Source organism: Actinomycetospora corticicola, from assembly GCF_013409505.1.
GTDB lineage: Bacteria > Actinomycetota > Actinomycetes > Mycobacteriales > Pseudonocardiaceae > Actinomycetospora > Actinomycetospora corticicola.
Genome location: NZ_JACCBN010000001.1, coordinates 4,835,840 through 4,852,199, shown reverse-complemented (window position 1 = coordinate 4,852,199; position 16,360 = coordinate 4,835,840). Strand labels below are relative to the sequence as shown.

Sequence of the window (16,360 nt, the reverse complement as noted above, 5' to 3'; positions counted from 1 at the left end):
CCACCCGGGCGATCGGGAGACTGGACGCCGTGACGAGTCCGCCGACCGACCGCGCGACGCGGCTGCTGATCGTCTCCGGCGAGATCGGCGAGGGGCACGCGGCGGTGGCCCGTGCGGTGGCCTCGATCGTCGCGCGCGACCGGCCGGACTGCGACATCCGGCTCGCGGAGGCCTTCGCCCGCATGGGCCACGGCTCCGGGCCGGTGTTCCGCTGGCTGTTCGAGTTCGCGGTGCAGTGGACCCCGGTCCTGCAGGAGGCCTGGTACTCCGCCGTCACGCACTCCCGGCTCGTGCGGTGGTTCTACCGCGAGGTGATGGGCGCCTGGGTCGCCCGCGCGCTCGCCGCCGACCTCGAGGGCCCGCACGCCCGCCTCGCCGCCGGCGGGGCACCCGACGTCGTCGTCTCCACCCACCAGCTCGCGACGGCGGGTCTGGCCTGGCTGCGCCGGCGCGGCCGGCTCGACGCCCGCGTCGTCGCCGCGATCTGCGACTTCGCGCCGCACGCCTACTGGACCTATCCCGGCGTCGACGAGTACCTCGTGCTCGACGACCTCGCGGCGGCACCGACGCGTGTCATGGACCCCGGAGCCGGGGTCACCGTCCGCTCCGCCCTCGTGGGGGCGCCCTTCACCCCCGTTCCCGACGACGAGGCCGCCGCGGCCCGCGACCGCCTCGGGCTCCCGGCCGATGCCCTCGTCGTCGTGGTGACGGCGGGGTCCCTCGGGCTCGGCGGGATCGCCGCCGCGGTGCGGGCGGCCCTCGCGGCCGACCCGCGCTGCCACGTCGTGGCGCTGTGCGGGCGGGACGAGCGGGCCCGGCACCGGCTCCGCGCGCTCGCGGACCGCGTGGGTTCCGAGCGCCTGCGGGTACCCGGCTGGGTGGACGACGTGCCGACCCTGCTCGCCGCCGCCGACGTCGTCGTCAACAACTCCGGGGGCGCGACCGCCCAGGAGGCGCTCGCCTGCGGCCGCACCCTCGTGCTCTACCGGCCGCTGCCCGGCCACGGCCGCGACTCGGCCCGGCTGCTCGTGCGCGCCGGGCTGGCCCGCACCTGCCGTCGTCCGCGGGAGCTGACCCGGCTGCTGCGCGGCTGGCTCGACGACCCTGCCGCCCTGCGCGCCGCGCACGCCCGCGCCGCGGCGTGGTCCCGACGCCAGGCCGGGGTCGACCTCGCGGCCGTGCTCAAGCTGCCGACCACGGAGAAGATGACGTGAGCCCCGCGATCGCCCTGCTCGCCGCGCTGGTCGGGGCCGCGGGCATCTCCACCGGGACGGTGCTGCAGCAGCGCGCCGGGCAGGAGATCGACGAACCCGGCTCGACCCGGGAGCTGCTCGCCCGCGTGCTGCGCCGGCGCCGGTGGTGGCTCGGGCAGGCGGTCATCGCGACCGGATTCGGCTCCTACGCGTACGCCCTGCACATCGGTCCGATCGCCCTGGTGCAGCCCGTCCTCGTGACCGGCCTCGTGTTCGGCACGATCGCCTCCGCCGCCCTCGCCGGCCGGCGCCTCGACCGGCGGCTGCTCGGCACCTCGGTCGTCTGCGTCGTCGGGCTCGCGGCGTTCCTCGCGATCGCCCACCCCCAGGCGCCCGCCGTCATGCCGATCCCCGCCGTCACGCCGCTCGTGGTGGTGGGGCTGCTGGCCGGCGGCGTCGGCCTGCTCGGGCTGCGCGGTGACGGCTGGTCGGAGCCGCTGCGGGCGGCGTTGCTGGCCCTCGCCACGGGCGGGTTCTACGGGTTGACCGCCACGCTGTTCGCCACGGCACTGGCCGCCTCGAACCTCGTCGCCGCGGTGATCTCCTGGCCCTTCGCCGCCGCGCTGGTCACCTCGCTGTGCGGCTGGGTCTTCTCGCAGCGCGCCCTGCACCTCGGCCGACTGAACGCGCCGGTCAACGCCGTCATCGGCACCACCGACCCCGCCGTGGCGGTCACCCTCGGCGTCCTGGTCCTCGGGGAGTGGGTGCGGACGAGCCCGCTCGCCCTCGTCGGCCAGGTGGTGGCCGCGGCGGTGGTGGTCGCGGGCACCGTGGCGATCACCCGGCAGAGCGCGGCCCTGCTCGACACCGCCCGCGCCGGCAGCGGCTCGGCCTCCGGCGACCGCGCACCGGCCTGGGGCTGACATGTCCTGGGACACGATCAACGCCGTCCTGCCGATCGCCCTCATCGTGCTGGGCTGCACGGTCCTCGCGGTCCTCTTCGCGCGGGACCGCTGAGCACCCTTCCCCGTGGCAGGAAAGCCCTATCGGCGTGCTGCATGGGACTGCTGTCAGATCCAGTGGCAGGATCTCCCCGTCGTCAGGGCCCCGGGGTGACCAGATCCGCCGGGATGTCGTCGCCGGTGCGCAGGGCGGTCCACAACCGCTCCGCGTCGTCGTCGCGCCACTCCACGGCCCCCGAGACCGACCTCGAGGGCCGCACCGGCACCGTCGTCGTGACCCCGCCCGAGCCGACGGAGTGCATCCCCCAGCCGAGGCTCGCGAGGTGCCAGACGTGGGTGGACTCGTCGACGGTGAGGGTGCGCACCGCCGACGTCGCGAACGGGACCGTGGCGAACGGGTTGACGAGCGTCAGCGGGCTCGCGGCCTTCGCCATCAGGGCGGACAGGAACTTCCGCTGGTTCTGCACGCGCTGGAGGTCGGCGTTCGGGAAAGCGCGCGTCCGCACGAAGCCGAGCGCGTTCGGGCCGTTCAGCTCCTGGCATCCCGACGGCAGGTCGATGCCGGCCTTCGGGTCGTCGATCGCCTCGTCGAGGCACATCTCGACGCCCCCGACCGCGTCCACCATCGACGCGAACCCCTCGAACCCGATCTCCGCGTAGTGGTCGATGCGCAGGCCCGTCGACTGCTCGACGGTCCGCGCCAGCAGCTGCGGGCCGCCGGAGGAGTACGCCGAGTTGAGCCGTGCCGTGGTCCCGTCGACGTCCACCAGCGAGTCACGCGGCAGGCTGACGATCGAGGTCTGGCCGCCGAACGAGCCGACGTGCACGATCATCATCGTGTCGGTCCGGTTGCCGTCCGCCTCGCCGGTCGAGAGCTGCCGCTCCTGCGCGGACGAGAGCCCGGCGCGACTGTCGGAGCCGACGAGCAGCCAGTTGGTCCCCGACCCCGACGACGGCCGACCCGCATACGACGACAGCGCCTCCGTCCGCGTCATCTGCGTGTCGAGGTAGACCCCGAACCCGACGACGAGCAGCAGGAGCACCCCGAGCAACGCCCCGATCCGGCGTCCCCAGTGCGCCCGGTGTCGCGGGGGCCGCGGCGGTCGCTGCGCCGTCCCGACGGCAGGTGGGGGCCCGACGCGGGTCGGCTGCGGCTGGGGCCGGCCCTGCGGCGGCATCGGCTGCGGCATCGGCTGCGGCGGCAGCCGGCGCGGCGGCGGGCCCTGGGGCGGGCGGGCTCCCGGCGGCGGGCCCTGGGGACCGCGCAGCGGGGGTCCCGGCGGCGGGCCCTGCGGCGGCAGGGCGAACCCGCCGGGCCGTGGGGGTCGGGGGCCGGGCGGACCCGGGGCTGGAGCCATCGGCCGTCTCCCTCGCTGCTCGGCTCCCCCACCTCCGGACCCCGGCGCGGGAGGGACGCCGGGGACGAGACCGGACGCCGCGTTGGTTCCGGCGACGATAACGACCATCAGGGTGATCGGCGCGCCCGGGACGTCCGGGCCGCCGTGAGGTTGCCCCGGGTCGCCCGGCTGGGACAGCGCCGAGGTCTGCATCAGGCATCCCCACAGGCCCTCGGACCTGCCCCACGTGTACCTCGCCGCAGCCCGACCCGCCCGCTCCCCGGCTCGCCGCGAGCCTCACGCCAGGCACGCTCACGGGACGCAGGACATGCCTGATGTAGCCCTCGCCTCGCGGGCGAATCCCCGACGACGGATCGGGTCCTCTCGTCGATGATGCCGAGCGTGTACCTCGAGAACGTCGTCCAGGACGCCCGGGACCCGCACACGGTCGGCCACTTCTGGGCCGCCGCGCTCGGGGCGAGGGTGCTCACCGACGAGCCGGACGCCGTCGAGGCGCGCCTGGAGCTCGGGCCGGCCGGCTACCTCGACCTGTGCTTCCCGCGGGTCGCCGAGCCCTCGGGGTCGCCCGCGCGGCTGCACCTGGACCTGCTCGGTGGCGACCGCCGCCAGGAGATCACCGATCGTCTGCTCGGCCTGGGCGCGCGGCACGTCGACATCGGGCAGGGCGAGGTGCCGTGGACGGTGCTCGCCGACCCGGCGGGCGAGCCGTTCTGCGTGATGGAGACCCGCGAGGCCTACCGGGACACCGGTCCGATCGCGGCCCTGCCGCTCGACAGTGCCGCCCCCGAGCGGGACGCCGCGTTCTGGTCGGCCCTCACGGGCTGGGTACCGACCACCGGCACGCCCGGCATCGTGAGCCTGCGACACCCCTCCGGTGTCGGACCGCTGCTCGAGCTCTGCCCGGAACCGGCGGCGAAGCAGGGGAAGAACCGGCTGCACCTCGACGTCCGAGCTGAGCGCTCCGACGGCGACCCCGTGCCGACGGTGCGCGCCCTCGGCGCCCGGCTCCTCGAGGACCCGGCGCTGCCCTGGACGGTGTGGGCCGACCCGTCGGGCAACGAGTTCTGCGTCCTCGACGCCTCCTGAGCCCGCGGCGAGACGCACACCAGGCATGGCTGTGGGCCCCGGGACCTGCGCCACGTGACCCTCGCCGCCGAGGCCCGCCCCAACTACGGCGCGAGATGCACACCAGGCATCCGCACGGGCCGCGGGACATGCCCCACGTGACCCTCGCGGCGGGGACTACCGGTCGAGGACCGCCACGCCCAGCTCGGTCACGGTGTCCCCGAGCGCCAGGATCGCCTCGGCCATCTGCGGCGCCGCGACGTCGGCCGACTCCACGGCCTCCAGGACGAGCTCGTTGATCCCGCCGACCAGGGCCTGCGCCACCCCGCCGGAGAGCTCCCGCCCGCCCGCCGAAGCCAACGCCACGAGACCGTCGGCGAAGCGGCGCATCACCTCGCGGCGCACGGCGAGCCCTGCGGGGCCGGCCGAGCCGACCTCGGTGAGCATCGCGCGGGTGAGCAGCGGGTGCTCGGCCATCGCGGCGAGGTAGGCACCGGTGACGCCGGCGATCTCCTCGCGCACCGGCCGCCCGGTGCCGACCGTGGACGCCGCCGCCTCGGCGATCCGGTGCAACGGGGCCTCGGCGACCACCCGGTACGTGGCGAGCAGGCACTCCTCGCGATCGGCGAAGTGCTGGTAGAAGGTCCGCTTCGACACGCGGGCCCGGGCGACGACGTCGGTGACCGTCACGCTCGCGTAGCCCTGCTCGGCGAGGAGCTCCCCCATCGCGGCGATCAACCGGTCGCGGTGGTCCGAGCCCGGGGCGGTGCCGGTGCGGATCGCGACCACGACCGGGTGTTCGCCGGACTCCGTCGTGTGCGCGCTCACAGTCACTGGCCTATGGTACCAGCTCGTACCATCCTTCCCGGAGGAACGGTACGCAGATGTACCGCCGGGAGGGGATCGTGACCACCGAAGCCGCAGCACCCGTCGTCGGGAAGACCGACGTCCCACACCTGTCCGTGGCGATCGTCGGCAACGGCTTCTCCGGGCTGGGCACCGCGATCCGACTGCGCCAGGCCGGCGTCGAGGACTTCCTCGTCTTCGAGCGCCACGGCGACGTCGGCGGGACCTGGCGGGACAACTCCTACCCGGGCTGCGCGTGCGACGTGCCGAGCCACCTGTACTCGTTCTCGTTCGCGCCGAACCCGGAATGGAGCCACGCGTTCTCCCCGCAGCCGGAGATCCACCGCTACCTCCAGACGATCCACCGCGAGTACGGGATCGACCGGTTCACCCGGAACCACCACGAGGTGACCGAGGCGCGCTGGGACGACGGGACGCAGCGCTGGACCGTCACGACGACCGGTGGCACCTGGACCGCCGACGCGCTCGTCCTGGGCAGCGGGGCGCTGTCCGACCCGTCGTTCCCCGACGTGCCCGGGCTGGACGACTTCGCGGGCGAGGTCTTCCACTCGGCCACCTGGCGCCACGACCTCGACCTGCGCGGCCGCCGCGTCGCGGTGATCGGCACCGGCGCGTCGGCCATCCAGTTCGTGCCGGAGATCGCGCCCGTCGTCGGGAAGATGACCGTCTTCCAGCGCACGCCCCCGTGGATCATGCCGCGGCGCGACCGCCGGATCACGCGGCTCGAGAAGTGGGCGTTCCGCCGCTTCCCCGCGCTGCAGAAGCTCAACCGCGAGGCCATCTACTGGGCGCGCGAGACGTTCGTGCTCGGGTTCAAGGACCCGCAGCGGATGGCGAAGGCCGCGAAACTCGCCGAGCGGCACATGCGGACCCAGGTGACCGACCCCGCGCTCCGCGAGAAGATCACGCCGAGCTACTCGATGGGCTGCAAGCGCATCCTGCTGTCGAACACCTACCTGCCGGCGCTGGACCGCCCGAACGTCGAGGTGGTCACCGAGAAGATCACCCGCGTCACGGAGAACGCCGTCGTCACGGCGGACGGCGTCGAGCACGAGGTCGACACGATCATCGCCGGCACCGGCTTCGCGATCAGCGACCTGCCGATCAGCCACCGGGTGTTCGGCCGCGACGGGCGCAGCCTCTCCGAGCACTGGGGCGACACGATGTTCGCCCACAACGGCACCATGATCAACGGGTTCCCGAACCTGTTCACGCTGCTCGGACCCAACACGGGCCTGGGCCACAACTCGGTCGTGTTCATGATCGAGTCGCAGATCAACCTCGTCATGGACGTGCTGCGGCGTCTGCGGACCCGGTCGGTCGGGGCCGTCGAGCCGCGGCAGGACGTCCAGGACCGCTTCGTCGCCGAGATGCAGCGGCTCACCGCGGGCACGGTGTGGACCGACGGCGGCTGCCGGTCGTGGTACCTGGACGGACACGGCAACAACTCGGCCCTGTGGCCGACGTTCACGATGCCCTTCCACCGGCGTCTGAAGCACATGAAGACCGACGAGTACGTCCTGCACCCCCGACGGATCCTGGAGCGTTCGTGACCTACGACATCACCGGCCGAGTCCTCTTCATCACCGGTGCCGCGCGCGGCATCGGCGAGGCCGTGGCCCGGGCCGCCGCCGCGCAGGGGGCCCGCGTGGCCCTCGTCGGGCTGGAGTCCGACCGCCTCGAGCGCATCGCCGGCGAGCTCGGCCCGCAGCACACCTGGGCGCCCTGCGACGTCACCGACCAGGCCTCGCTCGACGCCGCGGTGAAGCACACCGTCGCCGAGCTCGGCGGGATCGACGTCGTCATCGCCAACGCGGGCATCGCCAACCACGGCACCGTCGCGGAGTCGCCCGCCGACGTGGTCGCCCGCGTCATGGAGGTCAACCTCATCGGCGTGTCGCGGACCGTGTCCGCGACGATCGCCGAGGTGGAGAAGCGTCGCGGCTACTACCTGCTCGTGTCCTCGCTGGCCGCCTTCACCGCCCTGCCCGGCATGGCCGCGTACTGCGGGTCGAAGGCCGGCGTGGAGAACTACGGCAACGCGCTGCGCTTCGAGCTCGCCCACCGCGGCATCGGCGTGGGCACCGCCCACATGGGGTGGATCGACACCGACCTGGTGCGCGACGTGAAGGCCGACTCCTCGACCTTCGAGGACACGCTGCGCAAGCTGCCGCCGCCCCTGGGCAGCATCGCCTCGGTCGACGAGTGCGTCGCGGGCTTCCTCGAGGGCATCGCGAAGCGCAAGCGGCGGGTGTTCGTCCCGAAGTCGGTCGGCCTGCTCGCCGGCCTGCGCCCGATCACCTTCTCCTGGCTGGGCGACCTGCCGATCATGGCGCAGGCGAAGAAGATGGTGCCGCAGCTCGAGGCGCAGTTCCGGAAGACCGGGCGCGCGTTCGGGCGTACGTCGGTCGGGATGGGTGAGCCGAAGGGCTGAAGACCCTGCGTTCGTTGAGGGAACCCTCAGCGAAATCACCTCGACCCGACGTCGGGAATGGTCTGATGGGGCCGTGACCGACCTCGCGACCGGCCCCGTGTTCACCGACGACTACTGGGCCGACCCGTACGGCACGCTCTCGCGCCTGCGCGAGATCGCGCCGGTGCGGGAGGTCGACCTTCCCGACGGCGGGTCCACGTGGCTCGTGACGCGCTACGCCGACGTCCGGGCGGCGTTCGTCGACCCCCGCCTGGCCAAGGACTTCCGCTCCACGATGCCGCCCGAGCAGCGGCCGGCGGAGCCGCTGATCCCGGGCCCGGCGGGGCACATGCTGCTGCTGAACGACCCGCCGGTGCACACCCGGCTGCGCAAGCTCGTCGTCTCGACCTTCACCGTGCGCCGGATCGCCGCGCTGCGGCCCGCCATCGAGCAGATCGCCACCACGCTGCTCGACCGCGCGGAGCAGGCCGGCGAGATCGACCTGGTGAACGACTACGCCGTGCCGCTGCCCATGCAGGTGATCTGCGAGCTCCTCGGGGTGCCGCTCGACGACCGCGACGCGTTCGCGCTGTGGTCGCGCACGATGATCGACGACACCTCGTCGCAGGAGGAGAAGCACCAGGCGCAGGCGAGCCTCACCGGCTACCTCTCCGAACTGGTCGCGGCGAAGCGGGACGCCCCCGACGAGGCGCTGATCTCGGCGCTGATCCGGGCCTCCGAGGACGGCGACGCGCTGTCCCACGACGAGATCGTCGCCATGGGCATGATCCTGCTGATCGCCGGCCACGAGACGACGTCGAACCTCGTCACCAACAGCGTCCACGCGATCCTGCGCGACGACGCCCTGCGCGCGCGGGTGGTCGGTGCGGAGTCGCTGACGCCGGTCGTCGAGGAGTTCCTGCGCTGGACCTCGCCGGTGGCGAACGCGCCGCTGCGGTTCGCCACCGAGGACATCGACATGGACGGCGTCACCATCCCGCGCGGCGCCGTCGTCACGCTGTCGGTGGCCGCCGCCAACCGGGACCCCGAGCGCTTCGACGCCCCCGAGCTGCACGACGCCGACCGGGACCTCACCGGCCACGTCGCCTTCGGCCACGGCATCCACTTCTGCCTGGGCGCCTCGCTCGCGCGCCTCGAGGGCGAGGTCGCGCTGACCGCGCTGTTCGGGCGGTTCCCGCACCTCGCGCCCGCCGTGCCGCTCGACGAGATCGTCTACCGGCACAGCATGCTGATCCACGCCCTGGCCGCGCTGCCGGTGCGGCTGTCGCCCTAGGTCCTGACACACTGCGCCCATGGGCGACGTGCGCTGGGTGCTGGCGGTGGACCACGGCACCTCCACGACGACGGGGGCGGTCGCCGACGTCGATCCCGACGACGGGTGGACGCGGGTCTCGACCGTCTCCGTGGACGGCGCGACGGAGCTCCCCTCGGTGGTCCTCTCCCGCACCGACGGCGCCGTCCTCGCCGGTCGCCCGGCCCTGGAGGCCGCGCACGCCGAGCCGCAGGCCGCCGTGCTCCGCGCCCGGGACTACCTCGGCGCGGCGACCGGCGGCCGCGACGACGCCCTGCTCGCCACGTGGCCACGCCCGACCACCGCGGTGAACGTGGCGACCGCCCTCGTCGCCCGCGTGCTGCAGGCCGAGGCCGGCCGCCGCGGCAGCGCGCCGACGGTGCTCGCGCTCGTCCACCCGCCGTCGTGGACCGACCCGACGACCGGCCGGGCCGCGCTGACCGCGGCCGGGCGCTCCGCGCTGCGGGCGGTCGAGGGCGCGGGCGACACCGAGGTCGCACTCGTCCCCGCGCCGGTCGCCGCCGCCGTCCGGCTCGGCGGGAGCGGACCCGTCGTCGTGGTGGACCTGGGCGGGGGCGGCACCGAGATCGCGGTGGTCGACCGCAGCGAGGGCGCGCACGGCACCACCGCGGCCCGCCTGCGGCCGGGCACCCGCACCGTCGAGGTCGGCGCGGAGTCGCTCGACGACGCCCTGACCCAGATGGTGCTCGACCGGGCCCGCCCCGCCCTCGCCGACCGCATCCGGTTCTCGGCCGACCCCGAGGCCCACCGCGCCTGGTTCTGGCTCCGTCGCGGCGTGCACGACGCGAAGGCGCGCCTGGGGACCGACGGCTTCGTCGACATCGCCGTGCCCGTGCTGCCGCCGGAGAACCCGGGTCCCGGCACCGTCCGGATCACCCACGCCGACCTCGGCCCGCTGTTCGCGCCCGCCCTCGAGCAGGTCGGCGCGGCGACCGTGGACCTGCTCGACGCCTCCGGCGGCGAGCGCCCGCCGCTGCTCGTGCGCGGCGGGATCGCGGCGCTGCCCGGCGTCCGGGACTGGCTCGCCGCCCGCACCGGGTGCGGGCTCGCGGGCGTGGAGGACCCGGGCGCCGGGTCGTCGACCGGCCTCGTGTGCGGGGCGGCCGCCTGGGCGGCCGACCGGGCCTCGCTGGGCCGCTGACGCACCTCCGGTGCGGGTACACCGGAGCCCATGGAGGGCGACGCCGTGCACCGGGCGGCCGCACGGCTGAGCACGCTCGCCGGCGCCACGGTGACCCGCGCCGAGTTCCGCAACCATCTCGCGGGCGCCGACCTCCGCGGCGCGACCCTCGACGCCACGAGGGCCCACGGCAAGCACCTGCTCACCCGCTTCGCCGACGGGCGGACGCTGCACTCGCACCTGCGCATGGACGGCTCGTGGACGATCGTCCGCAAGCACCGCCCCGACGGCCGCCCCGCCCTGCCCCGCCACCTCCTGCCGAACCTCCGGGTGACGATCACCCTCGACGACGGCCGCAGTCTCGTCGGGCTCGGCGTCCCGATCACCGATCTGCTCGCCACCCGCGACGAGCACCGCGTCGTCGGCCACCTCGGCCCCGACGTCCTCGCCGGGCAGCCGACCGCCACCCAGGACCACTTCGACCTCGACGAGGCCCTCGCGCGGCTCGGGAAGGTCCCGGACCGACCCGTCGTCGAGACCCTCCTCGACCAGCGCACCGTTGCGGGCTTCGGCAACCTCTGGGCCGTCGAACTCTGCTTCCTGCGCGGCCTGCACCCCTGGCGGCCCGTCGGCGACGTCGAGCTCGAACCGCTCCTCGCGCTCGGCCGGAAGATGATCCGGCACTCCCTCGAGCACAACACGGGCATGACGACCACCGGCGTGAAGCGCAAGGGGCAGAACCACTGGGTCACCGGGCGGTCAAACCGTCCCTGCTACCGCTGCGGCACCCTCGTCCGGTTCCGCCCGGCCACCGGCGCGCCCTACGCGCGTGAGGTGTGGTGGTGCCCGTCGTGCCAACCGGTCCAGGATGTGCGTCGTGGAGAACGCGCCGGAACCGCGGATCGGGGACCGTGAACGTCGCGAGGTCGACGAACGGCTCCGACGGGCCCAGGACGACGGCATGATCACGCTCGCCGAGTACGACGAGCGCGCCCAGGCCTGCTACGCCGCCCGCTACCGCAGCGAGCTCGCGCCCCTCACCGCGGATCTTCCCGACGACGGGGCGTCCCCGGCCTCGACCCCGACCTGGGCCGCGCCCGAGCCGGCGACCGTCGTCGCCGAACCGGCCTGGCAGGACGACACCCGCACCCCGGCGCGCTCCGGGCCCCGCCACGGGTTCCGCGGGCTCGTCATCGCGGCGGTCATCGGCGTCGCGGCGATCGTCGCGCCGGGCGTGCTGTCGGCGAACCAGGGCGCGGCGGTGTTCGGCAGCAAGGTGGTCCAGGTGGTGCCCGGGCAGAACGACGTGAAGGTCGGGGTGCTGTTCGGCTCGACCAAGGTCGTGGTGCCCGACGGGACGCAGGCCACCACCTCGGGCACCACGATCTTCGGGTCCACGAACTGCGAGACCGCCTGCGCCCCCGAACCGCCCGGTGCCCCGCAGGTGCAGGTCAGCGGGCGCGGGGCGTTCGGCAGCGTCCAGGTCCTCACGGCCACCGAGTACGCGCAGGACCAGGACCGCAAGAACCGCGACGACTAGGGCGCCGGGAACGCCGAGGGGTCGGCGACGGGCCCGATCACCACGACGGCGGGTGGCCGCAGCCCGGCGTCGACGATGGCCGACGGCAGCTTCGCCAGCGGGGCGCGCACCGTGGCCTCGCCGGGCAGCCCGCCCTCCTGGATCGCGATCGCCGGGGTCTCCGGGTCGCGCCCGCCGTCGACGAGCGCCTCCGCGATGTGCGGCAGGTTCTCCACCGCCATGAGCAGCACGACGGTGCCGGTGAGGCGCCCGAGCGCGGCCCAGTCGACGAGGGACTGCGCGTGGCCGGGCGGCAGGTGCCCGGAGACGACGACGAACTCGTGGGTGATCCCGCGGTGCGTCACCGGGATGCCGGCGAAGGCGGGCACGGAGATCGCGCTGGTCACGCCCGGGACCACGTCGACGGTGACGCCCGCCGCCGCGCAGGCCTGGATCTCCTCGTAGCCGCGGCCGAACACGAACGGGTCGCCGCCCTTGAGCCGGACCACCCGGTTCCCGGCGAGCGCCTCGTCCACCAGCACCGCGTTGATCGTGTCCTGGCTCATGTACCGCCCGCGCGGGAGCTTGGACGCGTCGATGACGGTGACGTCGGGCGGGAGCTCGTCGAGCAGCGCCTGCGGGGCGAGCCGGTCGGTGACGACCACGTCGGCCTGGGCGAGCGCCTGGCGGCCCCGCACCGTGATCAGGCCGGGGTCGCCCGGTCCGCCCCCGACGAGGGTGACACCCGGGTTCCGGTCGCCGCGGTGGCGCCGGTCGGCCAGCGTGCCGCTGCGCAGGGCCTCGACGACGCCGTCGCGCACGCCGGCCGCCCGACGGGGGTCGCCGCCGCCGATCACGCCGACGGTGACGTCGTCGTAGCGCCCGACGGCCGGGGTCACGGCCGTCCCGTCCTCCGCGCTGTCGGCGCGCACGCAGAACACCCGCGAGGCCTCCGCCTCGGCGGCCACGGCCGCGTTGACCTCGGCGGAATCGGTGGCGGCGACGCAGTACCAGGCGGCGTCGAGGTCGCCCGCGGCGTACCCGCGCTGCTCCCAGACGACCTCGGAGGACGCCGCGAGGGCCTCTAGCGCCGTGGTGATGGCGGGGCTCACGACGTGCACCTCGGCCCCCACCTCGAGCAGGCCCGCGACGCGGCGCTGGGCGACCGACCCGCCGCCGACGACGACGACGCGGCGGCCGGTGAGGTCGAGACCGACCGGGTAGAGAACGGCGCTCACGATCCTGCCTCCGGGGTGGTGTTCTTGTCCGCGACCCCCGCGCTGTCGAAGGTGGCGACCTCGGCCAGCGCCCGCGCCGCGGCGGCGACCAACGGAGCCGCCAGGAGGGCTCCGGTCCCTTCGCCGACCCGCATCCCGAGGTCGAGCAGCGGCTCGAGTCCCAGGTGGGCCAGCGCCAGGGTATGGGCAGGCTCCACGGAGCGGTGCCCCGCGATCCACGCCTGTGACGCATTCGGGGCCAGGGCGGCCGCGACCAGGGCCGCCGCCCCCGCCACGACACCGTCCACGACGACGGGGGTGCGCAGGGCCGCCCCGCCCAGCAGCAGCCCGGCGATCCCGGCGATCTCCAGCCCGCCGACGGCCGCGAGCGCGCCGAGCGGGTCGTCCGCCGCCGCGTGAGGGGAGGATTCGAGCGCTCTTGTGGCATCAGGATTCCCCTCACGCGGAGGGGAGGGGAGCAGGCCGTGCCGGGACAACGCCGTCCGGATCACGGCCGCCTTGCGGGCCAGCGTCGCGTCGTCGATCCCGGTGCCACGCCCGGTGACCACCTCCGGCGAGGTGCCGGTGAACGCCGACACGAGCGCGGCCGACGCGGTCGTGTTCGCGATCCCCATGTCGCCGGTGACGAGCAGCCGGTTCCCCGCGGCCACGAGGTCACGCGCCACCTCGACGCCGGCGACCACGGCGGCGCGGGCCTCGGCGAGGGTCATGGCGGGCCCCATGGTCATGTCCGCGGTCCCGGGGCGGATCTTGCGGGGCAACAGCCCGGGCGCCGGGTCGAGCGACGCCGCCACCCCGACGTCGACGACCACCACCTCCGCGCCCACCTGCGTCGCGAACGCGTTCACCGCCGCACCGCCCGCGAGGAAGTTCGCCACCATCTGGTGGGTCACCTCCTGGGGCCACGGCGTCACGCCCTGCGCGTGCACCCCGTGGTCGCCGGCGAACACCGCGACGACGGCGGGCTCGGGCACCGGCGGCGGACAGTCGCCCGCCAGCCCGGACAGCTGCACCCCGACCTCGGCGACCTGCCCGAGCGCGCCCGGCGGCACCGTCATGCGGGTCAGCCGCTCACGGGCGGCGGCCTCCCCCGCGGCCACGTCGAGGGAGGCGCACGCCGCCAGCGCGTCGTCCAGCGCGTCCCCGCCGACGTGCGTGCCCCAGGTGCCCTCGTGCACGGCCCACTCCAAGGGTCGGCGCCGGGCCCAGCCGGCGCTCTCCAGCTCCGGCGCGTCTGCGAACGCGGTCACGTGCCCCACGCACAGGTAGGCCACGATCTCGAGGTGCTGCGGCAGCCCCACCCGCTCGCCGAGCAGCGCGGCCATCTCCCGCTCGCGGAAGAACGACACCCACCCCACGCCGAGCCCCTCGGCCCGCGCCGCGAGCCACAGGTTCTGCACCGCGCCGGCCACCGAGTGCGCGGCCATCCGCGGCTGGGTCGCGCGCCCCAGGACGTGCCGACCGCCCCGGGTGGGGTCGCAGGTCACGACGACGCCGAGCGGCGCCTCCCGGATCGCCTCCACCTTCAGCCCCGCGAACGCCCGGGCCCTGGCGGCCGGCAGGGACGCCGCGAAGGCCGTCCGCTGCGCCGCGGCGAGGTCCGCCAGCTCGGCGCGCAGGCCCGCGTCGCGGAGCACGAGGAAGTCCCAGGGCTGGGAGAACCCGACGCTCGGCGCGGTGTGCGCGGCGGCGAGGACCCGGCGCAGCGCCGCGTCGTCCACGGGCTCGTCGGTGAAGCCGGTGCGCACGTCCCGCCGGGCCGCCAGCACCCGGTACAACGCCTCCCGGTCGTCCGGTCCCAGAGCGCTCACAGCACCTCCCGCAGCACGTCGACGAAGGCGTCCATCGTCGTCCGGTCCCGGACGGCCACGCGCACGTGCTCCGCGTCGAGCCCCGGGAACGTGTCCCCCCGGCGCACGGCCCAGCCACGGTCGCGCAGCCGGGCCCGCACGTCGGTCCGCCCGGGGAAGCGCAGCAGCAGGAAGCTCGACGCGGGATCGGAGCCCCGCACCTCCACGCCGTCGAGGTCGCGGAGCGCCGCCAACAGGTGCTCCCGGTCGGCCGCCAGCGCGACCGCCGCGCGGTCGGCCTCCGCCCGTGCCCCCGTCGTCGTGCAGGCCTGCATCGCGACCAACGCGGGTGTCGAGACCGACCACGGCGGCGCGGCCGCGGCCAGCTGCGCGACCAGGTCCGCAGGAGCCAGCACGTACCCCACGCGCAGCCCCGCGAGCCCCCAGGTCTTCGTGAGGCTCCGCAGGACGACGAGCCCGGGCAGGTCCGTGCGCCCGGCCAGCGACTCCGGCTCGCCCGGCACCGTGTCGGCGAAGGCCTCGTCGACGACGAGCACCCGCCCCGGCCGGGCCAGCGCGGCGATGGTGGCGGCGGGGTGCAGCACGGAGGTGGGGTTGGTCGGGTTCCCGACGACGACGAGATCGGCCTCCTCGGGCACGTCGCCCGGGTGCAGCGTCAGGTCGCCACCGAGCACCACCCGCTCCACCGCGTGCCCGGCCGCCCGCAGCGCGGCCTCCGGCTCGGTGAACTGCGGGTGCACGACGACGGGCCGCGCGGGCCGCAGGGCCCGGGCGAGCAGCACGAACGCCTCCGCGACCCCCGCCACCGGCCACACCTGCGCCGCGTCGCGGCCGTGCGCGGCCGCCACCGCCCTCCGCGCCGACCCGGCGTCGGGATAGGCGGCGAGATCGGCGAGGGAGGCGGCGAGCCGCTCGGTCAGCCAGGCCGGCGGGGTGTCGGCCCGGACGTTGACCGCGAGGTCCACCAGACCGGGACCGACCTCGGCGTCGCCGTGGTGGGCGAGGTCGTGCGGGTCGTCGGTGGCGGGAACGGGTGGCTCGCTGGGGAGGAGCGCCGTCACCGCATCTCGCCCTGGCGCGCGCCGGCGGCGGCCCGCAGCAGCGCCGCCTCCGCCGCGGGCACCGACGCGGCGAGCACGGAGGTGACCGCGCGCGGTGCCGCACCCGGGTCCCAGTCCTCGGCGTCCATCCGCTCCAGCAGGGCTCCGGTCAGCGTGTCGATGCGGGCCGCGAGGTCGGCGCGGGAGCGCACCGGTCCCGCGCCCAGGAGGTCGAACGGCACGGTCGCGTCGTCGCCGAGACAGGCGAGCGCGAGGGCGGCCCGGACGTCGTCGGCGGCACGGGTCCGCCAGGTGGTCGGGCGGGGGCAGGCGGTGTGGCGGCGCAGGAAGCGTCGGGGTCCGAAGGGTCGTCCGGTCTGGGGGGCGTGCGTCATCGCAGGCAGGCCTTCCTCGGGTTCCTCGCCCGATCGGCCGGCGACC

15 protein-coding genes are annotated in these 16,360 nt (G+C 75.2%); 9 read left to right on the top strand and 6 right to left on the bottom strand.

The window, feature by feature from the left end; all coding sequences use genetic code 11:
- Window positions 1-29 precede the first annotated feature (29 nt).
- Both BJ983_RS23575 and BJ983_RS23570 read left to right on the top strand, forming a co-directional pair.
- A complete protein-coding gene (locus BJ983_RS23575; protein WP_179796038.1) occupies window positions 30-1,214 on the top strand; it encodes an MGDG synthase family glycosyltransferase in 1,185 nt (394 codons plus the stop codon).
- Window positions 1,211-2,116 (top strand): DMT family transporter, encoded by a 906-nt coding sequence (locus BJ983_RS23570; protein ID WP_179796037.1) that lies wholly within the window; start codon window positions 1,211-1,213, stop codon window positions 2,114-2,116. The genes BJ983_RS23575 and BJ983_RS23570 overlap by 4 nt, the downstream gene beginning before the upstream one ends.
- Before the next feature lie 176 nt (window positions 2,117-2,292).
- Here the strand turns inward: BJ983_RS23570 and BJ983_RS23565 are convergent, their stop codons facing one another.
- Window positions 2,293-3,513 carry an LCP family protein gene (locus BJ983_RS23565; RefSeq protein ID WP_179796036.1) on the bottom strand — a complete coding sequence of 407 codons (1,221 nt, stop codon included), beginning with the start codon at window positions 3,511-3,513 and terminating at the stop codon, window positions 2,293-2,295.
- Window positions 3,514-3,885: 372 nt separating this feature from the next.
- Here BJ983_RS23565 and BJ983_RS23560 point away from each other — a divergent pair, with 372 nt between their 5' ends.
- Window positions 3,886-4,599 (top strand): VOC family protein, encoded by a 714-nt coding sequence (locus tag BJ983_RS23560; protein WP_218891501.1) that lies wholly within the window; start codon window positions 3,886-3,888, stop codon window positions 4,597-4,599.
- Window positions 4,600-4,755: 156 nt separating this feature from the next.
- On the opposite strand, the gene BJ983_RS31130 is transcribed toward BJ983_RS23560, so the two are convergent.
- Window positions 4,756-5,412, bottom strand: coding sequence for a TetR family transcriptional regulator (locus BJ983_RS31130; RefSeq protein WP_179796034.1), 657 nt, complete (start codon window positions 5,410-5,412; stop codon window positions 4,756-4,758).
- A gap of 71 nt (window positions 5,413-5,483) precedes the next feature.
- Between BJ983_RS31130 and BJ983_RS23550 the strand changes: the two genes are divergently transcribed.
- From BJ983_RS23550 to BJ983_RS23525, 6 genes are all read left to right on the top strand, one after another.
- A complete protein-coding gene (locus tag BJ983_RS23550; protein ID WP_179796033.1) occupies window positions 5,484-6,998 on the top strand; it encodes an NAD(P)-binding domain-containing protein in 1,515 nt (504 codons plus the stop codon).
- Window positions 6,995-7,879 carry a short-chain dehydrogenase/reductase gene (locus BJ983_RS23545; RefSeq protein WP_179796032.1) on the top strand — a complete coding sequence of 295 codons (885 nt, stop codon included), beginning with the start codon at window positions 6,995-6,997 and terminating at the stop codon, window positions 7,877-7,879. The genes BJ983_RS23550 and BJ983_RS23545 overlap by 4 nt, the downstream gene beginning before the upstream one ends.
- Before the next feature lie 73 nt (window positions 7,880-7,952).
- A complete protein-coding gene (locus BJ983_RS32515) occupies window positions 7,953-9,152 on the top strand; it encodes a cytochrome P450 (protein WP_179796031.1) in 1,200 nt (399 codons plus the stop codon).
- Window positions 9,153-9,171: 19 nt separating this feature from the next.
- Window positions 9,172-10,332 carry a hypothetical protein gene (locus BJ983_RS23535; RefSeq protein WP_179796030.1) on the top strand — a complete coding sequence of 387 codons (1,161 nt, stop codon included), beginning with the start codon at window positions 9,172-9,174 and terminating at the stop codon, window positions 10,330-10,332.
- A 30-nt stretch (window positions 10,333-10,362) separates the two neighbouring features.
- On the top strand, window positions 10,363-11,226 hold the full coding sequence (locus tag BJ983_RS23530) for a DNA-formamidopyrimidine glycosylase family protein (protein ID WP_179796029.1): 864 nt from the start codon (window positions 10,363-10,365) through the stop codon (window positions 11,224-11,226).
- On the top strand, window positions 11,189-11,851 hold the full coding sequence (locus BJ983_RS23525) for a DUF1707 domain-containing protein (protein ID WP_179796028.1): 663 nt from the start codon (window positions 11,189-11,191) through the stop codon (window positions 11,849-11,851). Before BJ983_RS23530 ends, BJ983_RS23525 begins: the two co-directional genes overlap by 38 nt.
- Here BJ983_RS23525 and cobA read toward each other — a convergent pair.
- Genes cobA through BJ983_RS23505 form a run of 4 tightly spaced genes read right to left on the bottom strand, consistent with a single transcriptional unit; the run spans window position 11,848 to window position 16,314 of the window.
- Window positions 11,848-13,068 (bottom strand): uroporphyrinogen-III C-methyltransferase, encoded by a 1,221-nt coding sequence (gene cobA, locus BJ983_RS23520; protein ID WP_343054322.1) that lies wholly within the window; start codon window positions 13,066-13,068, stop codon window positions 11,848-11,850. The genes BJ983_RS23525 and cobA overlap by 4 nt on opposite strands.
- Complete coding sequence (gene bluB, locus BJ983_RS23515) at window positions 13,065-14,879, bottom strand: 5,6-dimethylbenzimidazole synthase (protein ID WP_179796027.1); 1,815 nt, start codon at window positions 14,877-14,879, stop codon at window positions 13,065-13,067. The genes cobA and bluB overlap by 4 nt, the downstream gene beginning before the upstream one ends.
- Window positions 14,876-15,940, bottom strand: a complete 1,065-nt coding sequence (cobC, locus tag BJ983_RS23510) for an Rv2231c family histidinol phosphate aminotransferase CobC (RefSeq protein ID WP_179796026.1) — start codon at window positions 15,938-15,940, stop codon at window positions 14,876-14,878. Before cobC ends, bluB begins: the two co-directional genes overlap by 4 nt.
- The gene (locus BJ983_RS23505; protein WP_179796025.1) at window positions 15,937-16,314 is read right to left on the bottom strand and encodes a hypothetical protein; all 378 of its coding nucleotides are present in this window, start codon (window positions 16,312-16,314) and stop codon (window positions 15,937-15,939) included. Before BJ983_RS23505 ends, cobC begins: the two co-directional genes overlap by 4 nt.
- Window positions 16,315-16,360 lie beyond the last annotated feature (46 nt).